Here is a 24996-nt window from a genome sequence, read left to right on the forward strand (position 1 = left end):
TGGTTTTTACACCGCTGCCGACGTTGTTCTACACTCGGTAGAAGTTCGGTTCTACAAAACGTAGAAGATCTGCATTTCGCTGACACGAGGGACCGCCTTGGACGCTATGGACGCGCTGGAAATCGCACGCTGGCAATTCGGCATCACCACGGTTTACCACTTCATGATGGTTCCGCTGACCATCGGCCTTGGCCTGGTTGTGGCCGTCATCCAGACCGCCTGGCACCGCACTGGCAACCCCGAATACCTGCGGATGACCAAGTTCTGGGGCAAGCTGTTCCTCATCAACTTCATCATGGGCGTGGCCACCGGCATCGTCCAGGAGTTCCAGTTCGGCATGGCCTGGAGCGAATACAGCCGGTTCGTGGGCGATGTTTTCGGCGCGCCGCTGGCACTGGAGGCGCTCCTCGCCTTCTTCGTGGAATCCACGTTCCTGGGCTTGTGGATCTTCGGCTGGAAACAGCTCAAGCCCGGCATCCACCTGGCCTGCCTGTGGATAGCCGTTATCGGTTCCGTCTTCTCCGCCTACTTCATCATCGTCGCCAACAGCTGGATGCAGCACCCGGTGGGTGTGGAGATGATCGACGGCCGGCCCGTCATGACTGACGCCTGGGCCGTCTTCACCAACAACACCGCCCTCGTTGCCGTACCCCACACACTGTTCGGCGCCCTGGCGGTGGCGGGCGGCTTCCTCCTTGGCATCGCCTGGTACCACCTGTGGCGGAGGCGGCGCGACGGCGTGGACACCGTGGGTGCCGACGGCAAGGTGGTCCCCGGCGAAGCAGCAGATATACCCGGCCGTGACGTGAATGACCACAAGGTCTGGCTCCGGTCCCTGCGGATCGGTGCCGTGGTTGCCATGATCTCCTTCGCCGGAACTGCCCTCACCGGCGACCTCCAGGGCAAATTGATGTTCGAGCAGCAGCCCATGAAGATGGCCGCGGCAGAAGCTGCCTGCCACGACGGCACCGGCTTCTCGGTCCTCAGCATCGGCAACATCGGCTCGCAGAACTGCGACGACATCGTGGCCCTGATCGAGGTTCCGGGCATCCTCTCCTACCTGGCGAAGGGTGACTTCACCACCGAAGTCAAGGGCGTCAACAGCCTGCTGCCCGAATACCGGGAGAAGTACGGCACGAACCTGCCGGACAATCCGATCTACGGTGAACGCGCCGGGCAGGAGATCGACTACCTGCCGGTCATGGAGGTGACCTATTGGGGCTTCCGCATGATGATCGGCTTCGGCGGCCTTGCAGCCCTGGCAGCGCTGGTGGCGCTGTGGATCACCCGGAAGGGAACCGTTCCCGAGTCTTCGTGGCTCATGCGGCTGGCGGTCTTCGGCATCCTGGCCCCGTTCGGCGCCAACGCCGCCGGCTGGATCTTCACGGAAATGGGACGCCAGCCTTTTGTGGTGGCCCCCAATCCCGACCCCAGCGGCATCGACCAGGTGTTTATGTTCACCGCCGCCGCCGTTTCGCCGGGGGTCTCGGCGGGAGAACTGCTGGCATCACTGGTAACGCTGACGGCAGTTTACGCAGTCCTGCTGGTGGTTGAAGTCAAGCTGCTGGTCAAGTACATCCGGGGTGGAGTAGTTTCCGCCATGCCGGAACTGGTGCACGCCCCCGTAGACGAGGACGGGGACGCCACGCCCGGACCGGGCGGCCCGGGCGCGGGGAAACCTGCCGACGACGTCCTGGCCTTCGCGTACTAGCCCGATACCAAGCAGAGGAAACACAGAATGGAACTGCTCCCAACCATCTGGTTCATCGCCATCGCCGTGCTGTGGACCGGGTACCTCTTCCTCGAGGGCTTCGATCTCGGCGTCGGAATGCTCATGAAGCTCTTCGCCCGCAACAACACCGAACGACGGGTCCTGCTCAACACCATCGGCCCGGTCTGGGACGGCAACGAGGTCTGGCTCCTGACCGCCGGCGGCGCCACCTTCGCTGCCTTCCCGCTCTGGTACGCCTCACTGTTTTCGGCGCTCTACCTGCCGCTGCTGGTGGTGCTCGTTGCCCTGATCTTCCGCGCGGTGGCCTTCGAATACCGCGGCAAGGTGGACACGGATCAGTGGCGTGCCCGCTGGGACTGGGCCATCGCCCTGGGCTCCTTTTTCGCGGCTTTCGGAGTGGGCGCCGCGCTGGCCCTCACCACCACCGGGCTTCCCCTGAATGCGAACGGCGACCGTGAGGGCGGTCCGTTGGCCTGGTTCAGCGGCTACGCCGTGCTGGGCGGGCTGGCCGTGGCGGGTTTCTCGCTGCTGCATGCGCTGGCCTTCCTGGCCCTGAAGACTGACGGCGACGTCCGGCACCGGGCCCGCCGGTGGTTCGTGCGGCTGCTGCCGGTGCTGTTGCTGCCCATCGCCGCGTGGGCGCTCAGCATCCAGTTCCTCGACGGCAAGCCCTGGACCTGGGCCCTGGTCATCCTCGCCGTTGCCGCGGCAGCCGCAGCCTGGGTCCTGGCCCGCAAGGCAGCCGAAGGCAAGGCATTCCTGGCCCTCGGCGCCTTCCTGGTACTTGGTACTGCGTCCATATTCGGCGCAGTATTCCCCGTGGTGCTGCCCTCTACCTTGGACAGCGCCTTCGACCTGACCGTTTCAAACGCCTCCTCCTCGGACTACACCCTTGGCCTTATGAGTGTCGTGGCAGCCCTCGGCCTCCCCCTGGTCATCGCATACCAGGCATGGACCTACTGGGTCTTCCGGAGGCGTGTGAGCGCGGCACACATCCCGGAGGCGCACAGCTTCCTGCCGGCCATCGCCGCCACGGCCTTCACCACGAAGGGCTGACATGCGGCCACGTTTCCCGCCCGGTCCATCCACCCGCTCCGCCATCTATGTCCTGGGACTGCTGGCCGCGCTCAAGGCGCTGTCCCTTGTGCTCATGGGGCAGGCGGTGGCATCGGCCCTCGCCGGAATGGTGACGGGAGACCCGGGCTGGGCCGGAGAGGTCCCCCTGGGGCTGGCCGGCGCGGTCCTGCGCTCCCTGACGGTCTGGGGACAAGCCGTTGCATCCCGCCGGGCCGCCCTTGGCATCAAGGAGGAGCTCCGCGCCGGGCTCCTTGAACGGGCTCTGCGCAACGGCGTAAGGGAGACCGGACCGGCCGACGGCGGACTCGCCGTCCTGGCAACCCGCGGCCTGGACGCCCTGGACAGCTACTACAGCCAGTTCCTCCCCGCCCTGGTGAACTGCGCCGCGATTCCGCTGCTGCTCGGGGCACGGATCCTCTACGCCGACTGGGTCAGCGCAGTGGTGGTTGTCCTGACGGTGCCGCTCGTGCCGCTGTTCATGGTGCTGATCGGCCGGTACACCGAGGACAGCGTCCGCGAGGCGCAGGCCTCCCTCGCAAGGCTCTCCGCCCACATGCTGGAGCTCGCCAAAGGCCTGCCCGTCCTGGTGGGACTCGGCCGGGCCACGGCGCAGCGCAAGGCCCTGGAAGAGATCTCGGAGGAATACCGCGCACGCACCATGGGAACCCTGCGCACGGCCTTCCTGTCGGCGCTCGCGCTGGAACTGATCGCAACCATCTCCGTCGCTGTGGTGGCGGTGTTCATCGGCGTCCGCCTGGTGCACGGCGACATGCCCCTCGAGGCAGGCCTGCTTGCCCTGATCCTGGCGCCGGACTGCTATCTTCCGCTGCGGGAACTGGGCACCGCCCACCACGCCAGCGACGATGGCCGGGTTGCCCTCGCCGCGGCCACCGCTGTCACGGATGCTCCCGAGCCACGCCCGCTTCCTGCAGCCAAGGCAGGAAGGCCCGGGGCGCCGGTCACTGTCACGGACCTTGCCGTGAGCTACGGCGGAAGGGCGGGGCCCGCCGTCGGCCCGCTCACGTTCTCGGCGCCCCAAGGCAGGATCACCGCCCTCGACGGCGCCAGCGGCGCAGGAAAGAGCACGGTCCTCGGCGTCCTGGCCGGGACCATTGGCGACGGCGCCGGCACCACGGTAACCGGCACGGTCCGGGGCCTTGACCGTACCGTCCTGGCCTGGGTGCCGCAGCACCCCGCGATGCTCGCGGACACCGTCCTTGACGAGGTGCTGCTCTACCTTTCCGGGGACATCCAGGGCGCCCGCGTCCAGGCAGGCGCGGAAGCCGCCGCACGCGCCTGCCTGGCCCGCGCTGCCGCCGGCCACCTGGCCCAACAGCACCCGGCGGAACTGAGCCCGGGCGAGCTGCGCAGGGTCGCCCTGGCCCGGGGGCTGGCAAGGATCGAGGCCGGCGCCACCGTCCTGTTGCTCGACGAGCCCACCGCACACCTGGACGACGCCTCGGCGATGGCCGTCGAGGAGGCCATCAGGAAGCTCCGGGGCCGGGTGACGGTGATCCTGGTGGCGCACAATGAACGCACCCGCAGCCTCGCGGACCATGTGGTGCCGGTGGCCGGACCTGGCGGGACAGCACCCCCCGCCGCGCACCCGGCGGATGCATTCCGGGCAAAACCTGCTGCCGCGGCCGGCTCCGCCGTCGGCGAAGAGACCTACGCCCCGGCGGGCACGGCTGCCGGCGCCGCAACCCCCGCCGCCGAACCAGCCGACAGCCGCGCCACCGCCCGACTACTCGCAGTGCTCCTTGCGCCGGTCCGCGGCAAGTTCGCGGCCGCCGCGGTGGTGGGCACGCTGGCGGCTGTGTTCGCCGTGGCATTGTCCGGCCTGTCCGGCTGGCTGATCATCCGGGCCAGCGAGCAGCCGCCCATCCTGTACCTGCTGACCGCGATCGTGGGGGTGCGGTTCTTTGGAATCGGGCGGGCCGTGCTCCGATACTGGGAACGGCTCCTCCTGCATGATGCGGTGTTTTCCGCCCTCACCCGGCTCCGCGGACAGCTATGGGAGTCGCTAAGCCGCAGGGCGCTCGCACTCCGCCGCCTGCTCCAGGGCGGCAACGTCCTGGGATCGGTGATTGACGACGTCGATACTGTCCGCGACCTCCTGCCCCGCGTTGTGCTGCCGCCTGCTACCGCCCTCGCCGTCTCCTTGCTGGCACTGGCCACCACCGGCCTGCTGGTGCCGGCCGCGCTCCCGGCCGTCCTTGCCGCCGCCGCGGCCAGCCTGTTCCTGGCGCCCGCCGTCGCACTGTGGGCTGACGGCAAATCTGCCGGCGCCGAACAGATGCTGAGGTCCGGAGTTCTGCGCCGCACTTCCGCAGCCCTCGATGCCAGGGCCGATCTGCACGCCAACAGCGTCGCCTTCCCGGTCCTTGCCGGACTGCGCGCGCAGGACCGAAGTGCCACCCGGGCGTCCCGGCGCTCAGCCTGGGCGGACGGACTGGGACACGCCATCACCACCGCTTCGTGCTGCGCGGCGGCTTTCGCTGCCGCCTGGCTGGCGGCTCCCGCGGTGCTCGAGGGCCGCCTCGAGCCCGCCACTGCGGCGGTGGTGGTGCTGCTGCTCCTCGCTCTGGTGGAACCTTACGCAGCGATGACGACGGCGGTACGCCAGTTCCCGGCGCTTCGGACGGTCATGCGGCGCGTCGCCGCGTCGGGCGCGCTGGACGGCGCCGCCCCCGATTCCGGCGCCGCCCCCGATTCCGACGGCGGCACTGCCGACGGCCTGCAGGAGGTGCCTCCCCGGCGCAACGGTGCTCCCGGCGTCGAACTCGAAAACCTTGCCGCGGCCTGGCCGGGCGGGGCGCCGGCGTTTACCGGGCTGGACGCGGTTGCGGAACCGGGGCGTTGGCTGGCAGTCACCGGGCCCTCCGGCTCCGGAAAGTCCACCCTGCTCTCGGTCCTGCTGGGCTTCCTTCCGGCCGCCGCGGGGACTGCCCGGGTGACCGGCCGGGCCGCGTGGTGCCCGCAGGAGGCCCACCTCTTTGACTCGACCATCCGCGGCAACCTGCTGCTGGGCAAGCCTTCCTCCGGGGACCGGGCTGCCGGCGGCGAAGAAGCCGGCGGCGACGCCGAACTTCGGGATGCGCTTGCTTCCGTTGGGTTGTCCAGCCTGGTGGAGCGGCTGCCGGCGGGCCTGGACACCCGGATCGGTCCCGGAGGGGCGTTCCTGAGCGGAGGGGAGCGCCAGCGCCTGGCCGTGGCCCGCACGCTAATGACGGGCGCGGAGGTGATCCTGCTGGATGAGCCGACGGCCCACCTGGATGCGGAATCGGCACAGGCCATGCTGGCGGACCTCCGCGCGGGGCTGCGGAACCGCACTGTGGTGCTGGTAACCCAAAACCCGGCTGACATCGCCCCCGGAGACGCCCGCCTGGTGCTTGGCCCCGGCTCGGGGAACACAGGACGTGCGCCGGCGCCTGCTGCTGCCCCGACCTATGCCTCGACTGCGTATGCGCTTACCGCGGCAGAGGGGGATCAGCCGTCCACGTCGTGAAGGTGATGGACGACGTCGTGCAGGAAGTACTGGGCCAGCGTCAGGACAGTGAATTCAGAACCGTTGCTGCGCAGCCCTTTCCGACCCCACTCCGCTTCGCGGACACCGGCAAACGACTCCGCCACCTGCTTGCCCTCTGCGGCCAGCTCAGCGCTCACCACCGCGGGATCGGCGTTGGCGTAGTCCTTGTCCAGCGCTGTCCGGTCCTGGTCCCAGTTCTCGAACCGGGCGTCGTCCGAATCCAGCATGAGGTTCAGCCGCTGGTCAAAGAGGCTGAAGACGTCCCGGACGTGGCAGGCGTACTCCAGCGCCGACCAGGTGTGCTCATTCGGTCGCTCGGCAGCGTCCGGCCTGCGCAGGACAGCACGCCAGCGGGGAAGCATGTTTTCGATGGTCCCGGGGACCGTCGACGGCGTCACCGTGGAAGCGTCGAAAGAGCATTCCGGGCATGGACGGGTCAGGACCCAGGTCCAGTCCTTCTCATCAGGAACGATAGGCATGGAAGCAGTCTAAGCGGGATCAGGCAGTCCCGGCGGGATCAGGCCAGGCCATGGCGGGACCCACCACATCCACCGGCTGGGAGAGCGGGACGCCGGATCCGTCACGCCGGCCATGCTCCTGCGGCAGGGACCTGGCGACCCCGGCTGCCGAGGCCGCCTTGGCGGGGCCGTGGCCTGCCCAAGCGAGCAGCAGCGTGTCCTCGCCCTTCAGGAAGCGGTGGGCCCGCACACCGGCCGTTGCACGTCCCTTCACGGGGTACTCGGAGAATGCCGTCACCTTGGCCGTGCCGGGGGCGGTGCCGGGAAGGGCGCCGGTGGTCCCCGCGATGGTCACCACCACGGCGGCCTCGTCCTTCGGCTGGATGGCGCCGAAATACAGCACCCGGTCCCCGGGCGCCAGCTTGATGCCCGCCATGCCGCCCGCCGTACGGCCCTGCGGCCGCACGGTTGCGGCACCAAACTTCAGCAGCTGGGCCTGGCTGGTCAGGAACACCAGCTCGGCATCATCAGCTCCCGCCGGCACCACGTTGACCACAAAGTCCTTGTCCTTCAGGGAAATGACGTCCCAGTCTTCCCGGTTCAGCGGATAGTCCGGCTGCACGCGCTTCACCACTCCCTGGGCAGTTCCCATGGCCAGCACTTCGTCCAGCGGGACGAACGCCACCAGGGTTTCCCCCTTCACCAGGGTCAGGAAGTCCTTGGCCGGCACCCCGCCGGCGAGGTTCGGCAGGCCCGAGACCGGGGGCAGGACCGGCATGTCCATCACCTGGAGGCGCAGCATACGGCCCTGCGAGGTAACCGCGGCGATCTCGCCCCTCGCCGAGGTCTTGACGACGGACGTGTACACATCGTGCTTGGCCCGCGGACCGGCCTCCGCCAGCGGCTCCTGGTTGCTGGTGCGGGCCACCTGCCCGGACGCGGTCAGGATTGCCCAGCAGGGGTCGTCCGCAATTTCCAGGGCCAGCGGCGCGGCCTTGCCCTTCTTTCCCGCGGCCAGGGCGAGGTCGGCGGCAACTGTTGGGGCCACGGCCTCTGATTCCAGCAGGACCGTCCGCCGCGGCGTGCCGTGCTGCTCGGCGATGGCGCCCAGTTCGTCGGACACCAGGGTGCGCAGCCGCTCCTCTGAGCCCAGGATGGCCTCCAGCTCCGCTATCTCGCGGCGGAGCTCATCCTGTTCCTTCTCGAGCTCAATCCGGGAGTACTTGGTCAGCTGGCGCAGCCGGAGCTCCAGGATATAGTTCGCCTGGATTTCCGTGAGGTCGTAGATGGACATCAGCCGGGCCCGGGCGGCGGCGGCCTCATCCGAGGACCGGATGATCTGGATGACTTCGTCGATGTCCACGATGGCGATGAGGAGGCCCTCCACCAGGTGGAGGCGGTCCTTCTTCTTCCCCAGCCGGAACACGGTCCGGCGGCGCACCACGTCGATCCGGTGGTTCACGTAGACGGTGAGCAGCTGCACCAGGCCCAGGGTCTGCGGCTGGCCGTCCACCAGGGTGACGTTGTTGATGCCGAAGGAGTCTTCCATCGGCGAGTAGCGGTAGAGCTGCTGCAGGACGGCGTTGGGGTTGAAGCCGTTCTTGAGCTCGATGACCAGCCGCAGGCCGTGCTTCCGGTCCGTCAGGTCGACGATGTCGCTGATGCCCGTCAGCTTCTTGGCATTAACGGCGTCCTTGATCTTCTCGATGACCTTCTCCGGGCCCACCATGTAGGGGAGCTCGGTGACCACCAGGCCGGTCCGGCGCGCGGAAAGCTGCTCGATTTCCACCTTGGCCCGGGTCTTGAAGGACCCGCGCCCGGTGGCGTAGGCGTCGCGGATGCCGTCCAGGCCCACAATCCGCCCGCCGCTGGGCAGGTCCGGGCCGGGTACGAAGCGCATGAGGTCATCCAGCGTCGCGTCCGGGTTGGCGATCAGGTGCCGCGCGGCGGAGATGACCTCCACGAGGTTGTGCGGGGCCATGTTGGTGGCCATGCCGACGGCGATGCCGGTGGCGCCGTTGACCAGCAGGTTGGGGAACGCTGCCGGCAGGACGTCCGGCTGGGTCAGCTGGTTGTCGTAGTTGGGGACAAAGTCCACCACGTCTTCATCGAGATGGTCTGTCAGCGTGAGGGCGGCGGCGGCCAGCCGTGCTTCCGTATACCGCGGAGCCGCAGGGCCGTCGTCGAGCGAGCCGAAGTTACCGTGCCCGTCAATGAGCGGCAGCCGCAGCGAGAAGTCCTGCGCCATGCGCACCATGGCGTCGTAGATGGCGGTATCGCCGTGCGGGTGCAGCTTGCCCATGACCTCGCCCACCACGCGGGCGCTCTTCACGTGGCCGCGGTCCGGACGCAGGCCCATGTCGCTCATCATGTAGAGGATGCGGCGCTGCACCGGCTTGAGCCCGTCGCGGGCGTCGGGAAGGGCCCGCGAGTAAATCACCGAATACGCGTACTCCAGGAAGGACCCCTCCATTTCGGAGGTGACATCGATGTCCACGATGTTCTCCGTGTAGGGGGTGCTGTCTTCCACGGTGGGGGCTGGGCTTTGGCGGCGGGCCATGGGGTTGGTAAATCCTTCTGGTGTGCTGTGCAATCGGTTTATTGTGCGCGAGCGGCGGTGCTGCGGGAGATTTTGGCTAGGCTAAGCCTATGGTGGATCAGCCCGTGGACGGCGAATATCCGGAACATTGGGAAGCCGATGTCGTCCTGCGGGACGGCGGAACCGCGCATCTGCGGCCAATCCATCCCTCGGATGCGGACGCTGTCCAGGCATTCCACATGGGACAGTCGCAGAATTCAATCTACATGCGCTTCTTCGCGTTCAAGGCCAAACTCTCCAGCAAGGAGCTCAAGCGGTTCACCGAGGTGGATTACCGGGACCGGGTGGCGTTCGTCATCACCATCGGCGGCGAAATCGTCGGCATCGGCCGGTATGACCGGCTCGACGACCCCGCCGAGGCGGAAGTGGCGTTCAACATCGCGGACGCCCACCAGGGAAGGGGCATTGGCTCCATCCTGCTGGAACACCTTGCCGCCGCCGCCCACGAAAACGGCATCCGCCGCTTCAGCGCCGAAGTGCTGCCGGAAAACCGCAAGATGCTGATGGTCTTTTCCGATGCCGGGTATGACGTCAAACGGCATTTTGACGACGGCGTCGTCAGCCTGGAGTTCAACATCGACCCCACGGAAAAGTCCCGGGCTGTGATGGAATCCCGCGAACACCGCGCAGAGGCGAGGAGCGTCCGCGACCTGCTGACGCCGTCGTCCGTTGCCGTCATCGGCGCGAGCCGAAAATGGGGGACCGTGGGGTACCAGCTGCTGGAGCACATCATTGAGGGCGGCTTCCGCGGCAGCGTGTATGCCATCAACCCCGAGGCGCTGGAACTGGCTGGCATGATGTCCTTCGGCAGGCTCTCCGAGGTCCCCGAGCCCGTCCAGCTTGCGGTGGTGGCCGTCCCCTACGAGGAAGTCGCCGCCGTCGTGGCCGACTGCGCCGCAGCCGGAGTGAAGGGCCTGGTGGTTGCATCGGCGGGCTTCGCGGACGACGGCGAACGCGGCCTCGCGAGGCAGCGGGACCTGGTGCGCCAGGCCCGGGCCAACGGCATGCGGGTGATAGGACCGGCGTCCCTGGGAATTGTGAACACCCACCCCGACGTGTCGCTCAACGCTTCCATGGCACCCGTGATGCCGCTGCGGGGCAGCCTGGGGCTGTTCTCCCAGTCGGCCGCCATCGGCGTCTCGCTCTACGCCGCCTCCAGCAGGCGGCGGCTGGGCCTGTCCACTTTCCTCTCCGCCGGCAACCGCGCCGATGTTTCCGGCAACGACATGATGCAGTACTGGGAGGACGACGCCGACACCTCGGCAGTCGGCCTGTACCTGGAATCCATCGGCAACCCGCGCAAGTTCTCCCGTCTGGCCCGCCGTCTGGCCCGCATCAAGCCGGTGATCGTGGCCAAGTCCGACGCCATGGGGCTGCGGCTGCCGCCCGGGCACGCCGTCCGCACCACCCAGGCGCCGGCAGGAGCCCTCGACGCCATGCTGCGCCAGTCCGGCGTCATCCGGGTGGAAACCATAGAGCAACTGGTGGATGTTGCGCAGGTGGTCTCCGGCCAGCCGCTCCCGGCCGGGCCCGGGCTGGCCATCTTCAGCAACTCCCAGGCGCTGGGCAAAGTGGTGGCAGACAGTGCCTCCTCGCACGGCCTGGGCGTTGGCCAGGTGGTGGCCGGGGTGGACCTCGACGCCGGCCAGTCGGTTGCCCTTCCTGCCCTGCGCTCGGCCCTGCTCGCCGCGCTGGAGTCGGACGCCGTCCACGCAGCCGTCGCTGCCCTGCTTCCGGCCCGCGGGCTCACCGTGGACAGCATCGCCGAGGTCCTGGCCGAATGCTCCGTGAAGTCCGGAAAACCCGTGGTGGCCGCATTCACCGGGATCCTGGATCCGTCTGTCTACGTTGAGGGGATGGTGGGGGCCGGGGAGCGTGCCGTGCCCTGCTTTTCCAACCCCGGCGCAGCGGTGGCCGCGCTCGCGGCCGTGGTGCGGTATGCCGAGTGGGTCTCGCGCGACCACGGACATTTCGTTGAACCGGAAGGCTGCGATCCGCAGGCCGCCCGGGCCGAACTCGAGGCCCACCTCCGCGACGTGAAAGGTGAGCAGCTCAAGCAGCTGGACCCGGCAGCCACGCGCTCCCTCCTGGGCCACTACGGCATTACCGTGCTGCCCTCTGCCGGCTTTGACACCCCTGACGAGGCGGCCGAGGCCGCGGAGGCCCTCGGCTGGCCGGTAGCGCTGAAAACCACCGACCCCTCGCTGCGCCACCGGCTGGACCTCGGGGGAGTGCGGCTGGACATCCAGGACGCCGAGTCCCTGCGCCTGAACGTGCTCCAGATGCGCCGCACCCTGTCCCGCTACGGCGATCCTGCCCTGGAGGTGCAGACCATGGCCCCCGTTGGCCAGGCCTGCACCTTCCGGGCCATCGAAGACCCCCTCCTGGGGCCGGTCATCTCCTTCGGGCTGGCGGGCGACGCCGTCAATCTGCTGGATGACTGGGCCCACCGGGTGCCGCCCTTGTCCGCGGCGGACGTGCACGACTTCATCCGCGGACCGCGCGCGGCACGGAAGCTGTTCGGCTACCAGGGCCTGCCCGCCGTGGACGTTGCCGCACTCGAGGACCTTGCCGGCAGGCTCGCGTGGCTGAAGGACAGCCACCCGGAGATCGCGCTGCTGGAATTCAATCCTGTGCTTTGCGGGGCCTCCGGTGCGGTCATCCTGGCCGCGGACGTGCGGATCGGCAACGCGGCCCAGCGCACCGACAGCGCCCGCCGCGCCATGCTCGGCTGACGCGGTTAGCAATGTGACCTGCCCATCTGTGAAAATGGGGGAATGAGCTCACAGCCTCCCGCGTCGGCGCCCCAAACGCCCGGCAATGAAAATCAGGCAGTCCGCCACAGCTCACACAACCACGGTGCCCAGGGTCAAAGCCTGGACGGCGCACTGCAGAAGGCCGGTTTCTACCCGCGCCTTGTGGCCGACGTGGTGGATGACGCCCTGGACGGACGCGACTGTGTAGCCCACCTGGTGCACCTGGAAACCCACTTCGACCGGGCCGAGGTCCGGCGCCACATCACCGTGCTGGTGCTGACCGCGGACATGCTGGTGATCACCCATGTGGACGACCAGCAGCTGGACGAGGCCGGTGAACAGATCGTGGCCCAGATCTCCACGGAGTCGGTTCCCGTGGCGCAGATCCGCTCCGTGGTGCTCAGCTACATGTACGCCCAGCCGCAGAACTACAAGCCATCGGATCCCGTGCGCGAGGTGACGCTGTCCATCGCCTGGTCCGGCGGCCAGCGGCTGGACATGGGCCCCGCCAGTTGCGGTGATCCCCAGTGCGAAGCCGACCATGGCTACAGCGGCACCATTGCCCAGGAGGACATCGTCCTCCGGATCAGCGCTGAGGCGGACGGGCTGCAGGCAGTCCAGGACGCCAAGTTGTTCGCCCGTGCGCTGCGCGCAGTCAACACGGGCTCCGCCGCTCCCGTGCCGCACATCCAGTCCCTTCCTCCGCGCCCGCGTCCGGGTGTGTTCGGCAACCGGCTGAGCCGCGGGCACCAGCAGCGCTGAGATGCCGGAAGAACGCCGCCTAACCATTCCCGCCGCAGTTGCTCCGCCGCACGCCGCTCCAGTCCAGGCAGGCGCGGCGGCTGACCTTCCGCCCGCCCCCGCCTACGGGCGGCGCTCCGTAGCGGATGTGCTGACCAGCGCCGCGGCAAGCCTGGGCCTCGATGGCTTCACCAATACGCTTGGCCTTCCTGCGGCGTCGCGGGTCTGCGTCGTCGTGGCCGACGGCCTGGGCCGGAACCTCCTGAAGCAGAGGTCCGCGCACACACCCTTCCTCAGGTCCGTCATCCAGTCCGGGCAGGGGGAAGTTCCTGTGTGGCTGGACTCGGCATTTCCCTCCACCACGGCCGCCGCGCTGGCAAGTTTCGGTACGGGGTTGCCCCCCGGCCAGCACGGCATGGTGGGCTACGACGTGCTGGACCCGGCGCAGGACAAAGTGGTCAACATGCTCGGCAACTGGGACGCAGGGGTGGACCCCCTCGCCTGGCAGCCGTTCCCCACCGTGCTGGAACGGGCTGCAGGCCAGGCGGCCGTCACCACGGTCAGCCTTCCCCAGTTCGGGGATTCGCCCATGACCAGGGCTGCCCTGCGCGGCGGGACCTTCGTGGCAGGCACCACCTCGCACGCCCGGACGGAAGCCGCCGCAGAAGCCCTCGCCGCCCCCGGCCCCGCCCTGTTGTACTTCTACCTTAACGAGCTGGACAAGGCCGGACACCGCTACGGCTGCCAGTCCGAACACTGGGAGCACCAGCTCGAGGAGCTGGATGCCACCATGAAGCGGTTGCATGCCTCCCTGCCTGCCGGCACCACCATCCTGCTGACCGCGGACCACGGCATGCTGGATGTGCCGGAACAACAGCGCATCGACTTCTCAGCAGACCCGGCGCTGGTGGAAGGGGTCCGGCACACGGCCGGCGAACCGCGCATGGTGCACCTCTACCTGGAAACCGGAGCGGACGGCACGGGGCCCGACGCCGGTGCACGCGAACGGCTTCTCGCGGCCTGGCGCGGCCGGTTCGGTGCCCGTGTCTGGGCCTTCACCAGGGAGGACGCCATTGCGGCGGGCCTCTTCGGTCCGGTCCGGCCCGACGTCGAGGGCAGGATCGGAGACGTGATGATTGCGGCCCGGGATGAGCTGGCACTGTATGACACACGGCGTGTCCGCCCCACTGCGATGGAAGTCGTGGGCCAGCACGGATCACTGACCAAGGCTGAGCGGGAGGTTCCGCTGCTGTGTTTCACGGCCGGGGGCAGGAGCGTCCGCCGTGGCTGAACTCGTCTTCTTTTCGGGCACCATGGACTGCGGCAAATCCACGCTCGCACTGCAGATGGATCACAACCACCGTGCCCGGGGCCGGGGCGGTGTGCGCTTTAGCCGCAACGACCGTGCCGGCGAATCCCGCATCTCCAGCCGGCTCGGCCTCGAAACCGACGCAGTGGAGGTGGCGGACGGCACGGACTTCTGGGAGGAAGTCATGCTGCGGCGCACCCAGGGCCAGCGCGTCGACTACCTGATTTGCGATGAGGCACAGTTCTATACGCCGGAGCAGGTGGAACAGTTGGCGAAAGTCGTGGACGAGATCGGCGTCGACGTTTTTGCCTTCGGCATTACCGCCGACTTCCGCACCAGGCTTTTCCCCGGCTCGCAGCGGCTGATCGAACTTGCGGACCGGGTGCAGGTTTTGCAGGTGGAGGCCCTGTGCTGGTGCGGCCGCCGGGCAACGCACAACGCAAGGACGGTGGACGGCGTCATGGTCACCGAAGGCGCCCAGGTGGTGGTGGGTGACGTCGACATGGCCCTTGATGGAGCAGCGGCTCCCGCAGCAGGCCACATTCCCGTTGTGGGCTACGAAACCCTCTGCCGGCGCCACTTCATGCGGCGCGTCACGGCCCATGGTGCCAACCTCATGGCTGAGCAGGACCCGCTGCTGCCTTTCGAGGTGGATGCGTGCCTATGGCGCGGCACCGGCGCAACCGGGCCGGGCGCCTAAGCGTCCGGTGCTCCGGCGCCGGCTGGCCGGCGCACAGGCAGTACCTAGTCTCCGCGGGTCCCGAAGACTATCTCGTCCCAGGATGGAACGCTGGAGCGTTTGGGCCTTGCAGGTTGCCTTTCCGGTGCGCCCGTTTCCGGAAGCTGGCCGGTGGTGGGGGAGTTATCGTCAGTCCGCGGTGCCGGCCGGCGCGGACTGCCGCCCAGCAGTTCGTCCAGTCCTGCTCCGCTGCCTGAGGCGCCGTTGCCGCGTGCCGCGTCAGGATCCGCTGAACCGGAGGGGCACTGGGGCGATGCCACGATTGTTATCTCCCGGGTGTCTGTACTGACACCGTTGTGCAACCTGAGGTTGTCGTCCACCGGGTCCGGGTGCGGGGGGATGAGGCTCAGCCGGGAAAGCATCGACGGGCGGGCGTCCCGGCGCCGGATGAAGGCATCACCCTGGGCAGCGGGGGCACTGCCACGGTCCGCCTCCGGCTCCGCGTCCTCGTCATCCGCTTCCGGCGTGACCTCGGAGGGCCGGGGATGGGCGGCCGGCACGCCGTGCGTGAGGAGAAGGGCCAGCGCGTCGTCGGAATCCTCATCCACGCCAAGCCGCTGGCCCCGGCGCGAACGCAGCATGTCCAGGAGGCCGTCGGATTCCTTTTCCTTGCCCGGGGCCTGGCCGGGGTTGCCTCCCTGGCTTCCGGGAGCGGCATCGGCATCGGTTTCAAAGTCAAAGGGCCGGTCGGAAACGGCCGACAGCCGGCGGGCAGGAACGGGACCGTCCAGGGGTTCCAGTTCGCTCAGTTGCTGGGCCCACCGGTTGGCGTTCTGCAGCGACTTCCGCGCCGGGCTGAAGGTCCACAGTGCCGGGGGCTCCTCACCAATGCCCGGGGTGTTGCCCTTCTTGGCTTCGAAGGTGGCCGAGACAGTCCAGGTCCCATCCTGGCGACGCCAGGAATCCCACTCCACCGTTGCCGGGTCAATGCCATGGGCGGCGAGCCGGTGCCCCACCATGTCATTGAGCGTGGCAGGGTTGTCGCCGAACGCGGACCGGTAGCCGTCATGGCCGGGGGAAGGAGTGGCCACTTCCACTTTTCGGGCCTGCTGGGCTACATATTCCCGTTCGGCAAGGACCGGCCCCTCATACCGTTCAACCTTGGCCAGCGGAAGCCCGGAAAGCTCGGCGACGTCGGCTGCGGTGGCACCGGCGCGTATCCGCGCCTGGATGTCCCGTGGGGACATCGGAACTCCTGGCCGCTCAGCACGCGGCTTAACCGCAGGCCGGCTGGCCGTCCTCAGCGCTTCGTCGATCGGCAGCTGGAACATCTCGCCGCCGGCCCCGCTCAACAGGAGGTGAGTCCCGTCGTCGTGTACGCCTACAAGCCGTAGATCCTGCATACAAATCCTCCACCCTGGCATTACTATCACTCGAAACTTTGCCACCCGAGGGGCGGGTTTTCGGTCAAGGGGCAGGGCGCGCCGCGATTTTCCGGGACAAGGCTCGCAAATCGGGTACCCCCGGCCTTCCGCCCGGGCACCGACCCGGTGCACCCTGCGTTATGAAGGGTGTTGTCCCGGACACGTCAGGAAGAAGGCCAGTGCCGCGATGTCCACCGATTACGATGCGCCGCGCAAGTCCGGGGAAGACGCCACGGCGGATTCCCTGGAAGAGCTGAAGGCGCGCCGCGCGGACAAACCGGTTGCTGTGGTGGATGAGGACGAAAGCGAGCTTGCGGCCGGCTTCGAACTGCCGGGCGCGGACCTCTCCGGCGAGGAACTGGTGGTCCAGGTGGTTCCGGCCCAGGCTGACGAATTCACCTGCTCCTCGTGCTTCCTGGTACGGCACCGCTCCCAGATCGCCAGGGAGAAGGACGGCCGGTTTTACTGCAGGGACTGTGAGGGCTGAAGGGCTGCCGCGAGTTTGTCCGGGTGCCGGGTGGAAGCCAGCCAGTAGGGCGTGGGGTCCGAGGGGTCGGTAATGCCGATTTTGACGACCGGATCAATCCAGCCACGGATGCAAAGGTAGGCCAGGCCGTTCAGCCGGGTGCCGCGTTCCGCCGTCGCTTCTTCACCGCGGAATGGCTGGGCGGCACCCACGAAGCGGCGTTCAATGGTTGCCCGCCCCACCGTCAGGGTGTTTTCGGTGACCAGGATGGTGGGGGTGGAAAGGATCAGGAGTACGGCGATGATCGTGAAGAGCACCACCGCAGCCGTGTAGCCCGCAGCCGCGCTGATAGGTGCAAACACCAGGATTCCGGCACCCGAGATGCCCGCTGCGATGATCCAGATCCAGGCATTGGGCCACAGCTTTTCCCGGTAGACCACTGCAGCTTCGGCGGATGGTGTGTTCGGAACGGGCGCGGCGGAACTGGATTCGGGCATGACGCAAGCTTTCCATCTTTCCCTCGCTATTTCATCCCGGCCGCTTCTGTCCCGGCGCCTGCTGCACACTCCCCGCCGGCACGGTGCCTGCCGCCCCCGGTAGGTGCTGGCAGGCGCCGGCGGGCGCCCGCGCCTAGGTGCGGACGATGGGCGCGGGTTAGAGTGAGTGACTGTGACTGATCATTCCGCAGCCGTAGACACCTTCCCCGCAGCAGCACCTGCCGGCCTGGCGGCGTCGGCCGCGGCGCCCACACTGCAGGTGCAGCTGAAGATGCTGGATCCAGGCCTTGAGGCGCCGTCGTACGCGCACCCTGGTGACGCCGGCGCCGACCTTCGTGCCAGGGAGGACGTTGTCCTGCAGCCGGGGGAGCGAAAGCTGGTGCCCACGGGAGTGGCAATTGCCCTCCCTGAGGGCTTCGTTGCCCTGATCCATCCGCGGTCCGGGCTTGCCACCAAGCACGGCCTGACCATCGTCAACGCCCCCGGAACGGTTGATGCCGGATACCGGGGTGAAATAGCCGTCACCCTGCTGAACACCGACGCGAACCAGTCCATTGAGCTGCGCCGCGGCGATAGAATTGCGCAGATGGTCATCCAGCGTGTGGAGCACGCGCAGTTCATCCCCGTCAATGAATTGAGCGGGTCCGTGCGCGGTACGGGAGGATTCGGATCTACCGGCGGATTCAACCCGCCGGGGGCCTAAAGAACGATTTCCGTTCGGGCAGTATTGCTGCCGGGCGCGTACAGCAGGACGGCGGGACCCCCACGGGCCGGACCGGCACATTTCACAACTAAGGAGACACCCTCATGGTCTTTGGGCTCGGCAGGAAAGCCAAGAAGGAACAGACAGCCGAACCGGACGACTCCCTGAACGCCGCGGAGGCTTCCGCCGACATGGCGGCCGCCGCGGGCATCCGGGCGAACGGCCCCTTTGATGAATCCGAAATCACCAGCCGCGACGGCTACGTGGATCTGGGCGCGCTGCTGATCACGCCCAGCGAGGGCCTCCAGTTGCGCCTTGAGGTCGAGGAAGCCACCCAGCGCGTCGTTGCGGTGACGCTGGACCTCAATGGCTCCAGCCTGCAGCTGCAGGCATTCGCCGCTCCCAAGACCGAGGGCCTGTGGGACGAGATTCGCGAGCAGATCGGCCAGTCCGTGGGTGCGCAGGGTGGCCAGGTGGAAGAGATCGACGGCAGCTTTGGGACCGAACTCGTGGCCAAGTTGCCTGCGGGGCTTCCCGACGGCAGCCAGGGCTACCGGGTGGCCCGCTTTGTGGGCGTGGATGGACCGCGCTGGTTCCTTCGCGGAGTGCTGGGCGGTCCGGCGGCCCTGGAACGTGAAGCAGCCGAGCCGCTGGAGGCGCTGTTCAGGCAGGTTGTGGTGATCCGCGGGGACAGCCCCATGCCGCCCCGCGACCTGCTGCAGCTGCGCCTGCCCAAGGACGCGGCCACCACGCCTCCTCCGCCTGCCCCTTCCCTTGGGGAACCGGAACGTGGTCCGGAAACCACACAGATTGGCTGACGCGGCACCCGGGGACGGGCTCCAGCCCCGCCCTGCCGTTCTCTCCCTGGATGAGCTTCCGGACAAGGGCCGCGTCGTTTGCCAGGGACGCATTGAATCGGTGACGTACCTCCCGGCGGACCAGGCACCTGCGTTCACCGCCATTGTTTCCGACGCCGAGCCGGGCCGCGCCGAACCAGGCCGGGCCGAACCCGGCAGGAGGCAGTCCGGCCAGGCCAAGGCACATGGCAGGCTCCGGGTTGTATGGCTGGGGCGCCGCCGCGTGCCGGGCATCGAAGCCGGCGCCGAGCTCCGGCTTGAAGGAATGCTGTCCCGCAGCCAAGGCCTGCCTACCATGTTCAACCCACGCTACGAAATACTGTCCCGCCAGGAGAACGAATGACCGAGCCCCAGCCCGACCCGTCCTCCGGACCCCCAAGCAACGGCACCCCTGGCCGTGATGGAAGCCAGGGACCGGCCCGGGAGCCGTCACCGGTGGCCGGCCTTGCGGCGGAGTACGCGGCCAAGGCGGGGCTGCACCGGACGCACGACGGCCGGGTGGACGTCCTGCGCAGTGCCGGCGGTGTCCAGGGCATTGCCGAAAGCATCGTGCCCGGACTCATGTTCCTGGTTGCCTTCACCATTACCAGGGAGCTGACGCTGTCCCTGGTGGCGGCACTGGCTTCCGCCGCGGTGTTCACCGTGGTCCGGCTGGTCCAGCGGCGCCCCCTCACCCAGGCGTTGGCCGGTGTGGTGGGCGTAGGCATCTCGGCCTGGCTCGCCAACAGCACCGGCAAGGCGGAGGATTTCTACCTCCCCGGTTTCTTCACCAACGCCGGTTACATCCTGGCGATGGTGCTCTCCATCTTCCTCAAATGGCCGGTGGCCGGTCTGCTCTTCGGGTTCATCCGGAACGAGGGCCTCGACTGGCGCAAGGATCCCGCCCGGGTCAGGGCCTACCAGCTCGGCACCTGGATCATCGTTGCGGTCCTGGTGCTTCGGCTCGTGGTGCAGGTTCCGCTCTACCTCATGGGCCCGGACGGGCTAGCCGCGCTGGCCACCACCCGGCTGATCATGGGCGCGCCCCTGTACATCCTGGGTGTCTGGATTGCCTGGCTGGTGACACGGCCGGCCCCCGTCGACGCCGGCACGGACCCCAACGGGGAGGACGCGGGCCGGAAAGCCTGACGCCCTGACGGCCGGATCGTCCTAGCCCTCGAACCCGTCGTCCTCGGGCGCCTGCTGCGCGCCCCTGGCCCCGGCCGGCAGCGGAGCGTCCGCCTCCCCGGCCGTATCAAGGGCGTCAGGCGCCAACAGGGCGCGCAGGTGGTCCTCAGCTGCAATGGTGGTGACGAAGAACAACTCGTCGCCGCCGTCGATCACGTCGTCCCGGCTGGGCGTGATGGGAGCATGATCACGCAGGATGGCCACCAGGGTTGAATCCTCCGGCCACCGGATGTCGCCGACCGTCTGGCCGATCACATGCGAGTCGTGCGGCACGGTGAACTCCACGAGGGAAGAAACGCCGGTCTGGAGGGTGAGCAGCCGGACCAGGTCGCCGATCTCCACGGCTTCCTCCACGAGGGCGGTCATGAGCTGCGGAGTGTTGACGGCGACGTCAACGCCCCAGGAATCGTTGAACATCCAGTCGTTCTTGGGGTTGTTCACCCGCCCCACGGTGCGGCCCACCCCGAATTCGGTTTTGGCCAGCAGGGAAACCACCAGGTTGACCTTGTCATCGCCGGTGGCCGACACCACCACGTCTGCGTCTTCCACTTTGGCCCCCTGCAGCGTGCTCAGCTCACAGGCGTCGCCCACCAGCCAGTGTGCGCCGCGGAGGCCGCTGCGTCCAATGACCTCCGGTTTGAGGTCGATCAGGAGGATCTCATGCTTGTGCGCCAGCAGTTCCCTGGCGATGGACGAGCCGACGCTGCCGGCACCCACAATCACGACTTTCACTGATACTCCTTGGCGGGTGCTTTGGCGAGGATATGGGCTACCTGGGCGCTGCGGTCAACCTGCAGCATCGCATGCACGGTATCGCCGTCCTGGTAGGCGGTGGCGGCGTCCGGCAGGAGTCCCTCACCAAAACGGGTCAGGTACGCCACCCGGATAGCGGCGGCTTTCTCAATGGTGCTCACCCGTTGCCCGATCCAGCTGGCGTCGAGGTCGAGCTCGGCGAGCACCAGGCGTCCGGACGGCTCCCGGAAATCACCTGCGAGGTGCTGTTCGGGCAGGATACGCCGCAGTACCTGGTCCGCGCTCCAGCGCACGGCCGCAACGGTGGGAATCCCAAGGCGCTGGTAGATCTCGGCACGGCCGGGATCATAGATGCGGGCCACGACGTGGGGGACGTGGAACGTTTCCCTGGCTACCCGGGTGGCAAGGATGTTGGAGTTGTCGCCGCTGGAGACGGCGGCGAACGCGTACGCTTCAGCCACGCCGGCCTGTTTCAGGGTGTCCCGGTCGAAGCCGACGCCGGTGACTTTGCGTCCGGTGAATCCTTGCCGGAGCCTGCGGAAGGCGCGGTCGTCCTGGTCGATGATGGCCACGGAATGCCCGGCGTCCTCCAGCGTGTGCGCCAGCGTTGCCCCTACCCGGCCACATCCCATGATCACGAAATGCGCCACGGTCTCTCCTCTGTATTCCTGTCAAGCTCCTGCTGCTAGAACTCTACCGCCAGCGTGCGGGCTCCCGTTGTCGCCCGGTCCGTCATGACATCGTCCGGGAATCAGACTAGCTTTGTGGGGTGTTGACAATATTGAACGCCGTCAAGCGTGTGCTGGTGGGAAGGCCATTTCGAAATGACCGCCTGGCCCACACGCTGCTTCCCAAACGGATCGCACTTCCGGTCTTCGCCTCCGACGCACTCTCTTCCGTAGCCTATGCGCCGGACGAGATCCTGCTGACGCTGGCGCTGGCGGGCGTCAGTGCGGTGGCGTTCTCGCCGTGGGTGGGCGTGGCGGTGATGGTGGTCCTGCTGACGGTGGTGGCCTCCTACCGGCAGAACGTCCACGCCTATCCTTCCGGCGGCGGCGACTACGAGATCGCCGGCGAGAACCTGGGGAGGTACGCAGGCCTCACGGTGGCGTCGGCACTGCTGGTGGACTACGTCCTGACAGTGGCGGTGTCCATATCCTCGGCGGCCGCCTACCTCACCACCGCCGTCCCTTCCCTGCACGGCCAGCAGGCCGCCATTGCCGCCACCGGCGTCGTCATCCTTGCTCTGGTGAACCTGCGCGGGATCAAAGAGGCCGGCACCCTCTTCGCCGTCCCCACCTACATCTTTATGGCCTCCATCCTCGGCATGACGGCGGTGGGACTGTTCCAGGCGGCAACCGGACAGCTGGGCCAGGCGCCCTCCGCTGCCTTCACGATCGTCCCCGCCCCTGGTTTCGACGAGGGCCTTGTGGGCCTCGCCGGCGCCTTCCTGCTGCTGCGGGCCTTTTCCTCGGGCGCCGCGGCGCTGACCGGCGTCGAAGCCATCAGCAACGGCGTGCCCAACTTCCGGCCGCCGAAGAGCAAGAACGCCGCCACCACCCTGTTGCTGCTGGGCGTCATCGGCGCCACCATGCTGGCAGGCATCATCTACCTGGCCAATGCCACCAAGGTGCACATCGTCCTGGACCCGGCAACCGAGTTCCTGCTCAACGGCAACCCGCTGCCGGAGGGGTACATCCAGAACCCTGCCATCAGCCAGATCGCCCAGACGATTTTCGGTCCGGGATCCATACCGTTCTACATCGTGGTGGCCGCCACCGGCGTGATCCTGGTGTTTGCCGCCAACACCGCCTTCAACGGCTTTCCGGTGCTGGGCTCCATCCTCGCCCAGGACGGCTACCTGCCGCGGCAGCTGCGCACCAGGGGTGACAGGCTGGCGTTCAGCAATGGCGTCCTGGCCCTCGCCGCCGGCGCCCTGGTGCTGATCATCGCCTTCGACGCGGACGTCACCAAGCTCATCCAGCTCTACATCGTGGGTGTCTTCATCTCGTTCACCGCCAGCCAGCTGGGGATGATCCGGCATTGGGGGCGGCAGCTCAAGCTGGCCAAGGACAAGGCAGTCCGGCGCCGGATGGCCAAGTCCCGCGTCATCAACAGCATCGGCTTCGGCATGACGGCCACGGTCCTGGTCATCGTGCTGGTCACCAAGTTCGAGCAGGGCGCCTGGATTGCCCTGCTTGCCATGGTCATCCTGTTCCTCATCATGTGGAGCATCAGGGCGCACTACGACAACGTGGCCAGGGAACTGGCAGTGGACGAGGACTCTTCGCCGCGTGCCCTTCCCACCAGGGTGCACGCCGTCCTGCTGGTGTCCCATGTGCGCAAGCCCGTGCTGCGGGCGCTGGCGTATGCCAGGGCATCCCGGCCTTCCCGGCTTGATGCGGTGACAGTGGACATCGATGCCGAGGAAACCGCGCAGACCGTGGCTGACTGGGAAAAGCTGGAGATTCCGGTGCCGCTGACCGTGCTGGCCAGTCCGTACCGCGAGACTGTCACACCCATCATGGAGTACGTCAAACACATGCGGAAGGATTCCCCGCGCGACCTGATCGTGGTCTACATCCCCGAATACGTTGTAGGCAAGTGGTGGGAGCAGCTGGTCCACAACCAGACTGCCCTGCGAATCAAGACCCGGCTGCACTTTGAACCCGGCGTCATGGTGGCGAGCGTCCCCTGGCAGTTGAAATCATCCGAAGAAGCGAAGAACCTGCAGGACGTCCAATAATGGCAAACACAGAAACACGGCCGCCCCTGACCGGAGACGCAGGCAGGGAAGTAGTGCTCGACGTCGGTCCGGTGGCCCACGGCGGCCACTGCGTTGCCAGGCATGAGGGCCGGGTGATTTTCGTCCGGCACGGCATTCCGGGGGAAAAGGTGCGGGTGCGGCTGACGGATGCGGAGGAAAAGGCCAAATTCTGGCGGGCGGACGTCGTCGAGGTCCTTGAAGCCTCTCCGGACCGCGGGGACCACTTCTGGCACCTGGCCGATTCAACGCGGGCCTGGAGCCACGGACACCCCCCGGTGGGCGGAGCCGAGTTCGGCCACATCACCCTCGCCCGCCAGCGCAGCCTCAAAGCGGAAGTGCTTGCCGAACAGCTCAAGCGGCTCGCCGGCGTCGAGCAGCTGCCCGGTGGGGCCGGGAGCGTGGAAGCCGTGGGCGGAACGGCCGACGGCGGGGACGGCCTTGGGTGGCGCACGCGCGCGGGCTTTGCGGTCACCCCCGGCGGCAAGCTGGGCATGCACGCGCACCGCTCCACGCACATCGTTCCGGTCCGGGAGATGCCGCTCGCTTCGGAGGCAATCAACAACCTGCGCCTCTGGGACATCGACCTGCAGGGCATCGAGCGCGTGGAAGTGGCTGCACCGGCCAACGGCTCGCGTCCCCTGGTGCTGCTGGCGCCAGGACCGGGAACCAAGCCCAAACGGCTTAGCGCCATCGCAGCCCAACTGCCCGGCGAGGTGTCCGTAGCCACTTTCGACCCCGCTACTGAGGCCGTGCAGCAGCTTCGCGGCCGTACGTGGGTGCAGGAATCAGCGGCCGGGCACGACTACCGGGTCACCGGCGCAGGGTTCTGGCAGATCCACCGCGACGCGCCCGGGGCCCTTGTGGGGGCTGTCACAGAATTCCTCCGCGGCGGGGGCTTCCTCCACCCCGGGGCGGTTGTTGCCGACCTCTACGCGGGAGCCGGCCTCTTCACCGCAGTCCTGGCTGACGCGGTGGGGGAGACGGGGTCCGTCCTGTCCGTGGAAGGTGCCGCCGGAACCAGCCGGGATGCACGGAAGAACCTGCAGGGGGCACCCCAGGTGGAGATCGTCCAAGGCAGGGTGGAGCGCGTGCTCCGCCAGAAACCGCGGAGTTTTGACGCCCTGATCCTGGACCCGCCCCGGGCGGGGGCAGGGAAGGCAGTGGTGAGCCAGCTTGTTGAGGCCCGCCCCCGCGCCATTGCCTACGTGTCCTGTGATCCGGCGTCGTTCGCCCGGGACGTGGGGTACTTCCGCCAGGCGGGATGGGGGCTGTCAGGCCTCCGTGCCTTCGATCTCTATCCCCATACCCACCATCTGGAGACGGTGGCGCTGATGGCGCCCCTTCCGTGATGCCACTGCTGTTTTCGACTACGATGGCCGTAGTAGTCCCACGTCGCGCTCCGTAATCACGGCCGACCGTGTGCAATTTTCGGGCCCGAAACTAATTAGGGCCTCCTAACTAGCAGGCGGTCAACCGCGCGAC

At 67.8% G+C, this 24996-nt stretch carries 20 protein-coding genes; 14 read left to right on the top strand and 6 right to left on the bottom strand.

What is annotated here, in order from left to right; translation table 11 throughout:
* Positions 1–106 precede the first annotated feature (106 nt).
* From Q9R30_RS12215 to cydD, 3 genes are read left to right on the top strand one after another with little or no spacing between them, the layout of a single operon-like run.
* Positions 107–1711 (top strand): cytochrome ubiquinol oxidase subunit I, encoded by a 1605-nt coding sequence (locus tag Q9R30_RS12215; protein WP_311217762.1) that lies wholly within the window; start codon positions 107–109, stop codon positions 1709–1711.
* A 27-nt stretch (positions 1712–1738) separates the two neighbouring features.
* Positions 1739–2788 carry a cytochrome d ubiquinol oxidase subunit II gene (gene cydB, locus Q9R30_RS12220; RefSeq protein WP_311217738.1) on the top strand — a complete coding sequence of 350 codons (1050 nt, stop codon included), beginning with the start codon at positions 1739–1741 and terminating at the stop codon, positions 2786–2788.
* 1 nt (position 2789) lies between these two features.
* Entirely contained in the window at positions 2790–6317 is a 3528-nt protein-coding gene (gene cydD / locus Q9R30_RS12225) for a thiol reductant ABC exporter subunit CydD (protein ID WP_311217739.1), read from the top strand.
* On the opposite strand, the gene Q9R30_RS12230 is transcribed toward cydD, so the two are convergent.
* Both Q9R30_RS12230 and Q9R30_RS12235 read right to left on the bottom strand, forming a co-directional pair.
* Complete coding sequence (locus tag Q9R30_RS12230) at positions 6299–6817, bottom strand: DinB family protein (protein ID WP_104997551.1); 519 nt, start codon at positions 6815–6817, stop codon at positions 6299–6301. The two genes, cydD and Q9R30_RS12230, sit on opposite strands and share 19 nt — an antisense overlap.
* A 19-nt stretch (positions 6818–6836) precedes the next feature.
* On the bottom strand, positions 6837–9356 hold the full coding sequence (locus Q9R30_RS12235; RefSeq protein ID WP_311217763.1) for a DNA topoisomerase IV subunit A: 2520 nt from the start codon (positions 9354–9356) through the stop codon (positions 6837–6839).
* An 89-nt stretch (positions 9357–9445) separates the two neighbouring features.
* On the opposite strand from Q9R30_RS12235, the gene Q9R30_RS12240 reads away from it, so the two are divergent.
* Genes Q9R30_RS12240 through Q9R30_RS12255 form a run of 4 tightly spaced genes read left to right on the top strand, consistent with a single transcriptional unit; the run spans position 9446 to position 14901 of the window.
* Positions 9446–12130 carry a GNAT family N-acetyltransferase gene (locus tag Q9R30_RS12240; protein WP_311217740.1) on the top strand — a complete coding sequence of 895 codons (2685 nt, stop codon included), beginning with the start codon at positions 9446–9448 and terminating at the stop codon, positions 12128–12130.
* Positions 12131–12172: 42 nt separating this feature from the next.
* Positions 12173–12913 carry a DUF5998 family protein gene (locus tag Q9R30_RS12245; protein ID WP_104997554.1) on the top strand — a complete coding sequence of 247 codons (741 nt, stop codon included), beginning with the start codon at positions 12173–12175 and terminating at the stop codon, positions 12911–12913.
* Between the two features lies 1 nt (position 12914).
* Positions 12915–14183 carry an alkaline phosphatase family protein gene (locus Q9R30_RS12250; protein ID WP_234005548.1) on the top strand — a complete coding sequence of 423 codons (1269 nt, stop codon included), beginning with the start codon at positions 12915–12917 and terminating at the stop codon, positions 14181–14183.
* Positions 14176–14901, top strand: a complete 726-nt coding sequence (locus tag Q9R30_RS12255) for a thymidine kinase (protein ID WP_104997555.1) — start codon at positions 14176–14178, stop codon at positions 14899–14901. The genes Q9R30_RS12250 and Q9R30_RS12255 overlap by 8 nt, the downstream gene beginning before the upstream one ends.
* Positions 14902–14945: 44 nt before the next feature.
* Here Q9R30_RS12255 and sepH read toward each other — a convergent pair whose 3' ends face one another.
* Entirely contained in the window at positions 14946–16283 is a 1338-nt protein-coding gene (gene sepH, locus Q9R30_RS12260) for a septation protein SepH (protein ID WP_311217741.1), read from the bottom strand.
* A 208-nt stretch (positions 16284–16491) separates the two neighbouring features.
* Between sepH and Q9R30_RS12265 the strand changes: the two genes are divergently transcribed.
* Positions 16492–16791, top strand: a complete 300-nt coding sequence (locus tag Q9R30_RS12265; RefSeq protein WP_311217742.1) for a DUF4193 domain-containing protein — start codon at positions 16492–16494, stop codon at positions 16789–16791.
* Here Q9R30_RS12265 and Q9R30_RS12270 read toward each other — a convergent pair.
* Positions 16767–17267 carry a DUF3093 domain-containing protein gene (locus Q9R30_RS12270; RefSeq protein WP_311217743.1) on the bottom strand — a complete coding sequence of 167 codons (501 nt, stop codon included), beginning with the start codon at positions 17265–17267 and terminating at the stop codon, positions 16767–16769. The two genes, Q9R30_RS12265 and Q9R30_RS12270, sit on opposite strands and share 25 nt — an antisense overlap.
* A gap of 172 nt (positions 17268–17439) precedes the next feature.
* Between Q9R30_RS12270 and dut the strand changes: the two genes are divergently transcribed.
* The 4 genes from dut to Q9R30_RS12290 all read left to right on the top strand — a co-directional run bounded on the left by dut (position 17440) and on the right by Q9R30_RS12290 (position 19955).
* Complete coding sequence (dut, locus tag Q9R30_RS12275; RefSeq protein ID WP_311217744.1) at positions 17440–17970, top strand: dUTP diphosphatase; 531 nt, start codon at positions 17440–17442, stop codon at positions 17968–17970.
* A gap of 104 nt (positions 17971–18074) precedes the next feature.
* A complete protein-coding gene (locus tag Q9R30_RS12280) occupies positions 18075–18788 on the top strand; it encodes a DUF3710 domain-containing protein (protein ID WP_104997560.1) in 714 nt (237 codons plus the stop codon).
* A complete protein-coding gene (locus Q9R30_RS12285) occupies positions 18781–19170 on the top strand; it encodes a hypothetical protein (protein WP_311217745.1) in 390 nt (129 codons plus the stop codon). The genes Q9R30_RS12280 and Q9R30_RS12285 overlap by 8 nt, the downstream gene beginning before the upstream one ends.
* Entirely contained in the window at positions 19167–19955 is a 789-nt protein-coding gene (locus tag Q9R30_RS12290; protein ID WP_104997561.1) for a DUF3159 domain-containing protein, read from the top strand. Before Q9R30_RS12285 ends, Q9R30_RS12290 begins: the two co-directional genes overlap by 4 nt.
* Before the next feature lie 21 nt (positions 19956–19976).
* On the opposite strand, the gene Q9R30_RS12295 is transcribed toward Q9R30_RS12290, so the two are convergent.
* Together Q9R30_RS12295 and Q9R30_RS12300 are read right to left on the bottom strand one after the other, a co-directional pair.
* Entirely contained in the window at positions 19977–20726 is a 750-nt protein-coding gene (locus tag Q9R30_RS12295; protein ID WP_104997562.1) for a TrkA family potassium uptake protein, read from the bottom strand.
* Complete coding sequence (locus tag Q9R30_RS12300) at positions 20723–21397, bottom strand: TrkA family potassium uptake protein (protein WP_104997563.1); 675 nt, start codon at positions 21395–21397, stop codon at positions 20723–20725. The genes Q9R30_RS12295 and Q9R30_RS12300 overlap by 4 nt, the downstream gene beginning before the upstream one ends.
* Before the next feature lie 119 nt (positions 21398–21516).
* Between Q9R30_RS12300 and Q9R30_RS12305 the strand changes: the two genes are divergently transcribed.
* Both Q9R30_RS12305 and Q9R30_RS12310 read left to right on the top strand, forming a co-directional pair.
* A complete protein-coding gene (locus Q9R30_RS12305) occupies positions 21517–23493 on the top strand; it encodes an APC family permease (protein ID WP_104997564.1) in 1977 nt (658 codons plus the stop codon).
* Positions 23493–24863: a TRAM domain-containing protein gene (locus tag Q9R30_RS12310; protein ID WP_311217746.1), complete on the top strand. Its 1371-nt coding sequence runs from the start codon at positions 23493–23495 to the stop codon at positions 24861–24863. The genes Q9R30_RS12305 and Q9R30_RS12310 overlap by 1 nt, the downstream gene beginning before the upstream one ends.
* The last annotated feature ends 133 nt before the right edge of the window (positions 24864–24996 follow it).

Source organism: Arthrobacter sp. AB6, assembly GCF_031844545.1.
Lineage (GTDB): Bacteria > Actinomycetota > Actinomycetes > Actinomycetales > Micrococcaceae > Arthrobacter.